Origin of the sequence: Paenibacillus sinopodophylli (assembly GCF_005930355.1) — a bacterium.
Lineage (GTDB): Bacteria > Bacillota > Bacilli > Paenibacillales > Paenibacillaceae > Pristimantibacillus > Pristimantibacillus sinopodophylli.
The window spans coordinates 66,955-79,488 of sequence record NZ_VDBO01000004.1; the positions used below are offsets into that span (position 1 = coordinate 66,955).

Genomic DNA, 12,534 nt, shown 5'->3' on the forward strand with positions numbered 1-12,534 from the left:
TTCATCCCCATCCTTGGTAAACTTTTTTTATTTTTTGTGCGATTATGCTCCAATCCAGCTCTCTCAGCACCTCTTCATAGGGCGGCGATTTTTGTTCCTTCTTCACATTAAGCGCCGTTTTCATAGCATTCTCCAAGCCGTTGTAATCAGTGGGATTGTAGCGAACAACCATGTCCTCCTTGAAGTACTCATCAATAAAATCATTATCCGGCATAACGATCAGTTTCCTGAATGACAGCCCGAGAATCGCTGAACCCGAGGTCGTAATCTCCTTATACGGCATAACCATGACGTCAACCGCACTAATGAGATCCGCTACCTCTTCATTCGGAATGAAGCGCAGATCCAACCTTATATTTTCTTTATCCTGAACACTATTGAGATAGGATTCCATCTGTTTATCTGCCTTGCCTGCAATAATGAGATAAGAATCACGCAACTTCATAGCGTTAAAGGCTTCAATTAAATCCTCCACGCCTTTGTAAGCCTTAATCGCGCCAAGGAACAAATAAATATCCGCATCCTCGCTTATGCCGTAAGCTTCGCGGCAATTGACACCCTTGGACTTATACACCCCAAGGTAATGGCCGTGCTTTACTACGAAGAGCTTTCCTGATGGCACCCCGAACTCCTTCATCACCTTGCGCTTAATCGACTCAGAGGCAACCAGCAGCTTGCTGCAAAACTTGCAGATCAGCGTCCGCATGAATCGTTCAAGCGCTGGATGTGCCACCTGATGCGGATATAAGTTGTGAATCGTCCACACCAGCTGCACCCTTCGAACCTTCAAATAAAGCATGGTCATAATGAAGATGAACGACTTCACCAGAAACAACAGCAGGCTGCGGTTCTGATATGCATGATGCATCCAGTGGATATGTACAACATCCCCCGCTTTGGCCTGACCAACCCGAAGCATCAGCTTGCCATGCTTCAGATCCTTTACTTCCATGCCTTCTTGGCTTAGCGAATTCGTCAATAAATCATTGTAGAAATTTAGCTCGCTCGACTTCGGCCACATCCATACTTTCATCGCCCTACGCTCCCTAGCCTAGCCCGTTTCATTATCCCGTCTTCCAATCCCCTACTTCGTGCGGTTACTCAGTTATATCTGCGAATCCATTCCTTCGTAATCTGCAGCTCCCTGATCACCTTGGCTGGCATTCCGCCTGCCAGTACATTAGAAGGAATATCCCGCGTTACAATACTTCCCGCCGCAATAACCGAATTCGCACCGATCGTTACACCAGGCAAAATAACAGCCCCGCGTCCAACCCATACGTTATCGGAGATGACGATGCTTTTGCCCCGCGACTGATCCTCCATGTCTACGGGGTGAAAGTTCGTATCAATAATATTGACCATTGGACCGATAATCGTGTTGCTGCCGATTAGAATCGACTGTGTGCAGCCAATATCGAGCCCGTAATTGAAAAACACGTTATCGCCTACAATCAGCTCTGCGTTCCGCTCAACCGTAACCGAGGATGGAAACGGCTTCGCATGGAAGGATACGTTGCGTCCGACGATTAGCCTTCCTTTATTCTTCAATGTAAGCTTGCCTGAAATCCGTCCAAGCCTGCCAACTGAGCTTGTCTTCAAGGGCAGCACAGCAGCACCCTTCAGAACGGCGAGCAGCTTGCCGATGCTAATCTGACTGGATGAGATATTCATCGGAACCTCCTGCTGCTTCCGGCTTCATGTTAGGCGTCAGCAGCTTGCGATACGTGAATTCAACCCTACGAGCAATCATGCTCATATTGAAATCCTTCATGACGCTCTCATAACCTCGAGTCGACATCGCTTCGTGATCGCTCTCTCCGTCATACACAAGCTGGATAGTCTGATAAAGCTCATCAATATCACCATCCTTAACGATAAAGCCGCCTTTCGTTTCATGAATAATTTCCGGCGCGCCGCCGGAATCTGCGACTATGACTGGCGTCTGAGCGAGCATCGATTCGATGATGACTCTGCCGAACGGCTCATTAAGCGAGAAGTTGATCGTCAAGTCACATTCCTTCATCACATCAAGAGGTTTGTTGCTGTAGCCGTAGAACACAACATGATGCTCAAGGCCATATGACAGCACCCTTTCAATCATTTCATTGTAGTAGCCGTCTGAGCCGTCAACTGAGGTATCACCGACGATCAGCAGCTTCCAATTCATCCTGCCGCTGTCCGCCAGCTTCTTCACCGCTTCGATCATGAGATCGTATCGTTTCCACTCCACAATTCGTCCGAACGTACCGATAACGAGCGTGTCATCCTCCATGAACGTCCGGGTTTTTCTCGCAAGCGCAAGCTCTGGATCTACGCCGTTATAAATAATCGTCTTATTGCTGCCATGAATCGCGTTCGCAACGAAATGCGAGATGCAGATGACCTGGTCGAAAAACCGCGGCAGCACCTGATTGAACATGCGCAAATGCGTATGATCGCGGTGATGCCAGATCAGCTTGCTTTTCGCCAGCAACTTGAGCGGAGCCGCATACCACGGGGCCCTCCAGCCATTGGCATGCACGATGTCGATCCTATTTCTCCGAACAAAGGACTTGATCTTCATGACTGTCTCGATATAACCTAAGCCGAATTTCTGTTTGATGCTGCCAAGCTGCAGCGGGAAATGCGTATAGTCGGCTCTTATCTCGTTTAAATAAGTGGCATCTCGCGGACTTAATAGAAAGATCCGATATTGGGTGCTGTCCAAATAATTGATGAGATGAATGAGGCTTTGCTCAGCTCCGCCCTTCTTATCTGCATGTGTCACAAACAGCACATTGACTCTCTGGTTACTCATCACAGCACCTGCTTCACTAGATCGTTAGCGTTCAAGGATTGCATATAGTCTTTCAGCACTTCTTTATGGTTGTAATGCATGCGCAGAAACGCTTGGGATGAATCGAGCAGCGCCTTGGCGGTTTGCGGTTGATCGAAGAGCTGCTTGATTTTGCCGTAAAATTGCTCTGGACGGTCCGCGATCATAATATGCTCATTGTCTACAAGCCCTGTCCCCTCATAACCAATCGAAGTGGATATAACCGGAAGGCCATTCTGAATGGCCTCAATCGTCTTGAGCTTAACGCCCGCTCCATTCTGCATCGGGTTAACGAACAAATATCCGTTTCGGTAAATATCCGTCAAACTTTTCGGCGTATCATGTACGATCACGTTCGTCATATCGTAAGCATCCAGCCAGCTCAGACTCTGCTTCCGACTGTTGCCAGCGATAATGAATTTGTATTCCGGCTCCTTCAGCATGAGCGGGTGGATATGTTCGAGATACCACTGAATGGCTTCCCTGTTGTTCGGCATGAACAATGACCCGATAAAGACAACATGCTTACTGCGGAAATCGCTTGCCTCGAAGCTTCCATTCGTTACCGGCGGCGGCAGAAACAAGCTTCTGGCTCTCGGATTCTGTTTCCGGAAGCTCTCAAACTCCTTGCTGGATATGAATAGATACTTATCCACCTTCTCCAGCATTTTCTTCTGCAGCTTGGCAAATTTACTGCTCTCCATGTGATAGTACATTTTGTGGACGATGTTTTTCGTGCTCCTCGCCAGCGCCTTGAAATAGACAGCTTCATCGTTATGCACCCTTAGAATCGCCGTATCCTGCCTGATCTTCGGGTTATCCAGAATCGGATAAACGTAGTCGCCTTCCAGCAGCACATAATCGTAACCGCCGGACAGCTCCACGTTTCTCAGCTCGCTTCGCGACTTTACCTGCATCGGAATGCTGTGGAGCATATCCGCAAGCTTGCTTCGGCGGTCGCAGAGCGTAATTTCCTCTACATACGCGTACACCGCCTTCATTTCTTCCTTCGTCGGCATTTGTTTGCCGCATACGAGCAGATGCAGCTTCCAGCCAAGCTCTGAGAGCACCTTAATGCGCCCCCATGTATCGACTCTTCCGCCATGGTCGGCGGGATAAGGGAAATCACTGCACACGACTAGCATTTTCATTTAGTTACCCCCGGCCTATTAGTAGAATGCAATTCGTTCTTGCCAAGGAACAAGCTGATGAATGCAAACAGCAGCCATACCTCGTATTTGATTTCTAATGAAACGAGCAGCATCGAGAACAAGATAAAGATAAGCGCTAGAAACAGAATGGAGCTGGATTTCGCTTTAATAATGAGATTTTTGGCCAGTAGATAGAAGAATAGGACCGAAAACAGCCCGCCAAACATGACCCATTGGAAAAAGCCTGATTTGACGCCTAAGTTTTTATCCGAGCCCGAATATTGCAACAGCTCCCCCGCATTGATCTGGCTGATGCCAAATGTACTGTAATAGAAATGGGACATCATGCTGATAGAATCATTCACATACTTATCGAAATACATGAGATAGGCTCCTGTTCCAACCCCCAGCGGGTTGTGGAAAACCGTAATCAGCGCGATAATAATCGTTCCCATTCGCGTGTAGGAGGATGTGTAGTTTTCGATGTCATTACTGAATGAGCTGAGCAAACCGGCCGAGAAGTTCGTAATGAACATGTACATGGCCAGCACGACGCTGATCAGCAGAATGAAATTTTTCTTTTTGCGGAAATCAAGAAACTTAACCATGGTGACGACGAGCGTCAGCAGAATAATGATCATGAAGCCCTTCGAACCGGTGATGAACATGTAGAACAGAAAAAAACTAGTCGCATATAGGATGGAGAGTGTTCTTGCAAACGGGCTCAAATATTTGGTCAAATACACCATGATCGACGCATATACAACCACGATGGAGCCGGTGGTGCTGCTCTCCGAGGTCAGCATTCTTACTCGCCAGTAGGGATGACTCCCCGAGTGTAGATAGGTAAAGGCATTCGGCATTGTCATAAGCTCTAGAATCATGATCATGACCAGCAGCGTTACGACTGCGAGAAAACAGCCATACAGCATTTTGAAGCTCACGATTTGGGAAAATACAAGCTGCATATGCCTAATGTAGAGCAGAATTAATACAAAATAGATGAGCACCTTGATCCCTTTGCCGAGCAGCGACTCAGAACCATAGCTGTAGCTGCCTTGCAGAAACTGAACGAGCAAATAGAAGACCGTGATGATACTCAAATACAAAATAAAACCGAACACGTACTTTTGCAGCATCGAGCCATGCACCACACGCTTGTGCTTCGCAAGCAGCCCGATTTCACAAAAAACAAAAAGCGGCAGCAGCAATATAATAGGCGACCTGCCGATCTCTCCGATCATATTCACTAAAGGGAAATCCTGATAGACGGTCAGCACCAGCAAAGCGATGAGATACAGCGCCAGAAAAAACTGTACGATCTCTGCTCGTTTATCTGATCTCCCCTTCACAATTGGTTGACTCTGCAAGCTTTGGCTCATCTTCTCTCCATCCCCGTAGATCTAGACATATTTGTTGACAGCAGCCGTATACGAGCCGCTTCGTTTCTGCAGTGCATCCTCATACAAGCGCTCAATTCGACTGTTCATTTGATTCGAATGAAACTTTTCCTTGAAAATACCAAGACCCGCTTGTCCCATTACAGCAAGCGTCTGCTTGTCGAGTCCATTAATGATCGCAGCCAGCTCCGACTTATTATTGAAGTCAAACACATAGCCATTCACGCCATGCTTAATGATTTCTGGCAGCGCACCCCGATTGCTCGCTATGACCGGCTTCTTATTCCTGAGCGCCTCGATAGCGACAATGCCGAAGCCTTCCCAGCGCGAAGGAATAATGACCGCATCGCAAGCGTTCATATAACGATCGATTTGCGAATTGTCGATCCAGCCGAGCTTGACCGTATTGTCTGGGAACTCATAGCTGACTTCCTCAAGCACCGTATCGCCGACCAAATATAAATTTACATTTGTGAATCGATACTCGTTGAACACATCAAGCAGCAGATCGAATCCTTTTTGACGGTCGAATCGCCCGACATAGAGCAGGTTGATACGGTCTGGATTGGTCTCGAAAGGCGCAGTGTCCGTCATTGGTGCCGTGTCCGAAACACCGTTGTACACGATGCCGGACTTCCCAGCAGGCAGCCCGTAATGCAGCGCCCTGTCATATTCATGCTTCGAAATATGAATGATATAATCGGTGCGAAGCGCAAGCATCTTCTCAATGAAAGCAAATATCCGCTTCTTCCATGGCTTAATGTCCATAAGAAAGGCCCAGCCATGCGCATTATAAATAACGATCGGCCGACGGCTTTTGAAAAAAAACAACGTCCGCAGGAAAACACCCGCGAACGTTCCGTGAACATGGACGATATCCGGTTTGAACTCTTTTACCGTTCGATGAATCGCTCTTACCGCTTGGATGAAATAGGCCGGCTTGCGCTTATACGGATACAGCTGCAGCCGATCATGGCTGATGCGCAGCGTATCCGGACTTGAGTTCTGCTCGGAGGCCATGAGATAAATGTCATGGCGGTCCGATTGGTAGCTCAGCACCTCATTCAGGTGGGTCTCAATCCCGCCTTTAGTAAATTCCGAAATATGCAGCACTCTCGCCATCGTGATTCACTCCTAATAAGCGTCCTGAGAGCCTACGACCGCTCTCACTGTTCTGAACATGATTTTAATGTCGAACCAAATACATTTTTTCTCAATGTAAGCCAGATCGAGCTCAACCATTTGCTTGAAGCATAGATTATTCCGTCCGCTAACCTGCCAAAGACCTGTGCAGCCCGGCGTAACGGACAAGCGCTGCTTATCATACTCCGTATACTCAGCAACCTCCCGTGTAAGCGGCGGTCTGGGTCCTACCAAGGACATCTCGCCCCGCAGCACATTAAGCAGCTGTGGCAGCTCGTCGATGCTCGTCTTGCGAATCAACTTGCCAATCTTCGTGATACGCGGATCGTCCTTCATCTTGAACATCGCACCGCTGATCTCATTCTTATCGAGCAGCTCCTTGAGCTTATCCTCAGCCCCGGTCAGCATCGAGCGGAATTTATACATGCGGAACGGTTTCTCATCCTTGCCGATTCTCGTTTGATAGAAGAAGACGGACCCCTTAGGATCCTCCCATTTGATAAGGATAGCGATGACGATAAATAACGGACTAAGCAGCAACAAGCCGCAGAAGGAGCCTACAATATCAATCGTTCGCTTCATAATCGCATACACCGTTACCGCTTCGTTGTCAGCTTGCCTAGGGACGGCATTCGCGTAATAATCCGAAACGCCAACTACCGCTTCATCCTGATAGTTCGGAGGTGTCATACCCGCTCACTCCTTCCAGACAGTAGTTGTTTGCTTAGTTCCCGTTCCATCAGATCCTCAAGCTCAGACATCAATCTAAACTTAAGCTCATTGTTTCTGAGGGCGAAATCAATATTTGTCATAATAAAGCCAAGCTGCTCGCCGACATCATAGCGAATACCTTGGAAGTCAAAGGCATAAACACCTTGGTTCACATTCAGGCTTTGAATAGCATCGGTCAGTTGGATTTCTCCGCCTGCACCCTTTTCATGCCGTCCCAAATATTCGAATATTTCCGGTGTCAGCACATAACGACCCATAATGGCCAGATTAGATGGAGCTTGCCCCTGCGGCGGTTTCTCTACGAAACGATTAACCTCGTACAGATTGTCCAGCCGTTGACCTGGATCTACAATTCCGTAGCGATGCGTCTGATCTACTCCTACACTTTGAACACCGATGACGGAGCGTCCCGTTTTCTCGTATTGCTCGATCAACTGCCTTGTGCAAGGCACGTCGGCCTCGACGATATCATCGCCAAGCAGGACGGCAAACGGCTCATCGCCGATAAAGTTGCGTGCGCACCAGACAGCGTGCCCGAGCCCTTTCGCCTCTTTCTGCCTTATGTAATGAAGATTCACATTTGATGATTTTCTGACTTTTTCCAAAATATCGTACTTTCCTTTTTCCGCCAATATATGTTCAAGCTCAAAGGCGATATCAAAATGATCCTCGATTGCCCGTTTTCCTTTGCCGGTCACGACGATAATATCTTCAACGCCTGATTCAATGGCTTCTTCCACAATGTACTGAATAGTTGGCTTATCGACGATGGGCAGCATTTCCTTAGGCATTGCTTTCGTTGCCGGCAAAAAACGCGTACCTAGTCCAGCAGCGGGGATAATGGCTTTTCTCACTTTTTTCATTTGATTTCACCCTATCCTATTGTATTTTTGACATACGGGGGCATTAAACCCCTCCTCACATCACACCCTTGACGATTAACGTCTAAGGTCGGCTGACCCACAGCATGACCGAGTGCCTCCGGTGATAGAGGTGCAGGAGACATTACCTATCTATTCTTGCTGACCTTGCTGGATTAACCTGCACTAAGCGTCGGTTTTTTCCCCGTAGTAGTAGGAATAGATATCGGAATGATTTCGATTGATCTTATTCAAGACGACCCCGATGAGCTTCGCCTTTACATGCTCGATTGATGCCTTCGCTTTGAGCACAACTTCCTTCTTCACTTTCCCTGAATCGATAACGAGCACGACCCCGTCACTTTGTGTAGCAACGATCTGCGCATCTGTAACGGACATAATAGGCGGTGTATCGATAATAACCACATCGAACCTCTCTCTCGCCGTCTTCAGAAGGGATGCCATTTGATCAGAGGAGAGCAGCTCCGAAGGATTGGGGGGCGTCGGCCCCGCCTGAATGATCGATAGATTGTCTGTATTCGTGAACTGGATAATATCCTCAAGCGCCAGTTGATTGAATAAAGCTGTCGTCAGCCCGCTTCGGTTGGATTTGCCGAAGATGTGATGCTGCGACGGCTTGCGCAAGTCCGCATCAATCAGCAGCACCTTTTTGTTAGCCTGGGCATAGGCGACTGCCATATTGGCGCAGGTGGTGCTTTTACCCTCGCTCGGCTTGGAGGAGGTCACCATAATAATCTGCAGCTTATAATTAATTGTTGAGAACTCGATGTTCGTCCTCAGCATGCGATAACCTTCGGATATGGGCGACTTCGGATTCAATTCGGTAATAAGGTTCCACTTAGGAATCAAGCGAGACATTCTGTTCCCTCCCTGCAAGCTTCTTTAGCGGCGCGTTGCTCACCTTATCCATGGCATCCCGTTCCTCAAACTTAGGAATAGAGGTTAGAACCGGTACTTCAAGCAGCAGCTCGATATCCTCTTCGGTTTTCACCGTGTCATCCAAGTAGTCCAATAGAAACGCAATCCCTACACCGAGCATAAGGGCCAGCATGAATGTCACTGCGATGTTCATCTTGGCGTTTGGCGCTACCGGCCCGTGATACTCCTTAGGGTCTGCTTGGTCGAGGACAGAGACGTTATCAACCTTCATGAGCTCGGGCACTGACTTCTGAAAAACAATGGCTACTGCATTAGCAATTTGGGCTGCTTGCTCGTAAGAGTCATCTCTTACCGATATGGACATGACCTGCGTCTCGTTAACGGAGCTCACGCTTACTTTGCCGATGAGCTCTCTGTATGTCACGCCAAGCGCCGGATACTCCTTCACAACCTTCTTCATCATGCGCGGTGTTCTCAAAATTTCTTTATAGGTTTTGATTAATCCGATCGTAGAGTTAATTGAACCGACGTCTATGCTCGGAATGAGTGAGCTGCTGTCCTTATAATCGTTAACGATCAATTTAGCGGATGCCTCATATTGCGGCGTAATAAAGTAGCTGGAGTATAGGCCGATGGCCAGACAGCTCACGGTAATCATTAGAATGATCATCAACAGCCTTCTTCTGACGATGAGCCAATACTGTTTCAATTCCAAAATGGTTCCTCCATTACTAATAAAGTCAGTCCTGCTATTCCAGTTGTTTCTGCTATTCGCAAATTTAAAGTTACTCCAAATGAATATTAAAATTTATTAATTATTCAAAACGCGAACTTTTGGGCATCACTTATTAGTAGGAGCCGCCCTTTACGAAAACCCCTGCAAATAAGGACGATCTTATTGCTTGGCTGTGTTTATAAATTCATCAACGGTTCCGCCGTTCATGACATACTCCATCATATCGGATGAGCATGCATGCAAGCCTAGATTGCCAAGCAGCTGTGACAACAGCTCAGCCAGATCAATCGGCTCGTTGCGAAGCCTGCAGCCGACCGCCACAAGCAGCTCCGGCAAAGTTCTCGTTCCCATTTGTCCATCCTGCTGCAGTAGAGAAGGATCCTCGGATAATATTTTCAAAAATTGCTTCAGCCTTACCCGCTTCTGCTCCTGATTTGAAACATTCATCTCTGAAACCTCCATTCATCAGCTCGCTCATACCCTTTGAATCCTGAAACTCTTTTCTTGCTTGCCCCTCGTTGCACTCTAGTATGACACAGATGAAAATAATTCTTGAGGGAATAAAGACATGGTCGCATTTAGACATTCCTGCTCATATTGGTCCTGCTTTCTCTAAGTACGGACGCCTAGTTGATGTGAATAGTTGGATATAAAAGTCTTTATTTAGGTTATCGAATTTAATAATTCTGATAATTGAAAGCGTTTTATTAACTTTATGAGAGATTCCCACTCAAGACTCAGTTGATCAGCAGCACCATTCACCTTAATCCCAAGTAGAATATAGGATTTTCGCATTTTTCCGACTCCCTGAACAACTCAAAACGATCAAAAAAACGGTTATTTCCACGAATAAAAAAGGGACTATTGACCAGCATCCTACTAAAGCAGGACAAAATCTTATGTCGACATGATCTGCAACCGTCTTTTTGGGGTATATTTTCTAACATGAGAACGTTATATTTACAGCAAAAAAACAAAAATAACAAAATTCTAATTTAAAAAAGGGCTATTTTTCGGCTAAAAACGGACATTCAAAGGTAAATGAGGAAAAATGATAGAGGATTGAAATCGTTTCCGCTGCGGTCGATCAGGATATTCAACCATGAATCGGGATAAATATAAAGCTGCGCAAGCACTGAAATCGAACCAACCTTTGCCTCTTAGCTATCACTAATAGACTACTTTACCTCCTTCGCCTAAGGGCCTACTTGCGGCTGATTCTGACAAAAAAAGCATGAAGACGAGCTCCTGGCACTTCATTATGGGCAGCAAAAAGCCCGTGAGCAGCTCGCTTGCACTCACGCTGCAAGCTGCCCACAGACCGTTTCATTTCCCTTTACTTACTCCATCACATACGCTAACAGCAAGGCTGCCGTATTCACCACCGCATCAGCGTGTGTACGCTCCATGCCATGAGAAGCGTGAACACCAGGACCGATTAAAGCTGCTCGGATATTGCTGCCGCCCCGCAGTGCTGCCGATGCATCAGAGCCATAATACGGATAAATATCAACCGCATATGCAATGCTTTCCCGCTTTGCAAGCTCAATGAGCCGGCTAGTCATTTCATAATCATATGGCCCGCTTGAATCCTTCGCGCAAATCGAAACATCCATCTCCGTCGTCGTCAGATCATCGCCTATAGCACCCATATCCACCGCGATCATCTCCGTAATATCGCTCGGAATATAGGCGCTGCCATGCCCTACCTCCTCGAAGGTCGAGAAAATCAGCTTTAGCGTATAGGCTGGCGTCTTCCCTTCGCGCTTCAGCCACTCCATAAGACCAAGCAGAGCAGCTACACTTGCCTTATCGTCGAGATGGCGCGATTTGACCAAACCATTCGCAAATATACGGGTACGAGGCTCCCACGATACGAAATCGCCGGCGGAAATACCTAGCTTCTCTGTCTCTTCCTTCGTTTTCACCAGCTCATCGATTCGAATTTCCATATTCGCTTCTTCGCGCTTCCACTCGCCCGCATCCTTGAATACATGAACAGATGCTTTGGTAGACAGCACGGTGCCTTCGTATTTGCGCCCATCACGTGTATGTATGACGCAATACTCCCCTTCCACCGTGTGCATCGCATACCCGCCGATCGGCGTAATACGCAGCATTCCGTTGGGTTTAATCGAACGCACCATTGCGCCAAGCGTATCTAGATGCGCAGTCAAACCAATAACTTTGGACGTCGTTTCGCCGGAGATGGTAATGATGCCATTTCCTTTCGGCGTGTATTCGAGGCTGTAACCAAGTCGCTTGGCTTCAGCCTCTATGTACTTCATAATATCCATGCAATAACCGCTTGGACTTGGCATATTCAGCAGCGTCTCTAGCTGAGCAAGCATATAGGTCCGATCTAGCTGCGGTGCATAAGTTGATGTCATCGCCATTGTTCTCCTTTATATTCGGGTTATCCGCTGATCGCAGCTCCGCACAGCCGATGCTCGTATCGTATCGATTAGTCTAGCCTTCCACTACATCTGCCCTTAATTCGCTAGCAACCTCAAGCATTTTGGGAATTACCGCTTCATTTGTACCGGATACGTATATATCACCTTGGAAATATCTGAAAGGGATCGATACATCCCCATAACTCCACATGAAAAACTCTCCCTCAATCGTCATACTGGTTTCACCTTTCACCGTAAATACAGATGAATAAGTAAATTCAGGCTTGGTGATAAAATAGCTCTTGGTTTCTTCCAATGAAATGGTTTGCTCCGATTGATCCATTTCTTGGAATTCTCTTGTAATCCGATAGCGTTGCGCCATTATGATTCCTCCTAAA

The 12,534-nt window shown here is 47.2% G+C and carries 13 protein-coding genes; all 13 read right to left on the bottom strand.

Annotated features, from left to right (window positions below; all coding sequences use genetic code 11):
- Position 1: 1 nt before the first annotated feature.
- Complete coding sequence (locus tag FGT79_RS17490; protein ID WP_138754123.1) at positions 2-1,033, bottom strand: glycosyltransferase family 4 protein; 1,032 nt, start codon at positions 1,031-1,033, stop codon at positions 2-4.
- A gap of 68 nt (positions 1,034-1,101) precedes the next feature.
- A complete protein-coding gene (locus tag FGT79_RS17495; RefSeq protein ID WP_138754124.1) occupies positions 1,102-1,674 on the bottom strand; it encodes an LbetaH domain-containing protein in 573 nt (190 codons plus the stop codon).
- On the bottom strand, positions 1,649-2,800 hold the full coding sequence (locus FGT79_RS17500; RefSeq protein WP_138754125.1) for a glycosyltransferase: 1,152 nt from the start codon (positions 2,798-2,800) through the stop codon (positions 1,649-1,651). The genes FGT79_RS17495 and FGT79_RS17500 overlap by 26 nt, the downstream gene beginning before the upstream one ends.
- A complete protein-coding gene (locus FGT79_RS17505) occupies positions 2,800-3,969 on the bottom strand; it encodes a glycosyltransferase family 4 protein (RefSeq protein ID WP_138754126.1) in 1,170 nt (389 codons plus the stop codon). Before FGT79_RS17505 ends, FGT79_RS17500 begins: the two co-directional genes overlap by 1 nt.
- The gene (locus FGT79_RS17510) at positions 3,966-5,351 is read right to left on the bottom strand and encodes a hypothetical protein (protein ID WP_138754127.1); all 1,386 of its coding nucleotides are present in this window, start codon (positions 5,349-5,351) and stop codon (positions 3,966-3,968) included. The genes FGT79_RS17505 and FGT79_RS17510 overlap by 4 nt, the downstream gene beginning before the upstream one ends.
- Before the next feature lie 21 nt (positions 5,352-5,372).
- Positions 5,373-6,491, bottom strand: coding sequence for a glycosyltransferase family 4 protein (locus FGT79_RS17515; protein WP_138754128.1), 1,119 nt, complete (start codon positions 6,489-6,491; stop codon positions 5,373-5,375).
- Between the two features lie 12 nt (positions 6,492-6,503).
- Positions 6,504-7,202 carry a sugar transferase gene (locus FGT79_RS17520; RefSeq protein ID WP_138754129.1) on the bottom strand — a complete coding sequence of 233 codons (699 nt, stop codon included), beginning with the start codon at positions 7,200-7,202 and terminating at the stop codon, positions 6,504-6,506.
- A complete protein-coding gene (gene galU, locus FGT79_RS17525) occupies positions 7,199-8,107 on the bottom strand; it encodes a UTP--glucose-1-phosphate uridylyltransferase GalU (RefSeq protein ID WP_138754130.1) in 909 nt (302 codons plus the stop codon). The genes FGT79_RS17520 and galU overlap by 4 nt, the downstream gene beginning before the upstream one ends.
- Before the next feature lie 183 nt (positions 8,108-8,290).
- Positions 8,291-8,983 (bottom strand): CpsD/CapB family tyrosine-protein kinase, encoded by a 693-nt coding sequence (locus FGT79_RS17530; RefSeq protein ID WP_138754131.1) that lies wholly within the window; start codon positions 8,981-8,983, stop codon positions 8,291-8,293.
- Positions 8,964-9,719 carry a YveK family protein gene (locus FGT79_RS17535; protein ID WP_138754132.1) on the bottom strand — a complete coding sequence of 252 codons (756 nt, stop codon included), beginning with the start codon at positions 9,717-9,719 and terminating at the stop codon, positions 8,964-8,966. The genes FGT79_RS17530 and FGT79_RS17535 overlap by 20 nt, the downstream gene beginning before the upstream one ends.
- A gap of 180 nt (positions 9,720-9,899) precedes the next feature.
- Positions 9,900-10,187 (bottom strand): hypothetical protein, encoded by a 288-nt coding sequence (locus tag FGT79_RS17540; RefSeq protein WP_138754133.1) that lies wholly within the window; start codon positions 10,185-10,187, stop codon positions 9,900-9,902.
- A gap of 893 nt (positions 10,188-11,080) precedes the next feature.
- Entirely contained in the window at positions 11,081-12,136 is a 1,056-nt protein-coding gene (locus FGT79_RS17545) for a M42 family metallopeptidase (protein WP_425465025.1), read from the bottom strand.
- Between the two features lie 73 nt (positions 12,137-12,209).
- On the bottom strand, positions 12,210-12,518 hold the full coding sequence (locus FGT79_RS17550) for a hypothetical protein (protein WP_138754135.1): 309 nt from the start codon (positions 12,516-12,518) through the stop codon (positions 12,210-12,212).
- Positions 12,519-12,534 lie beyond the last annotated feature (16 nt).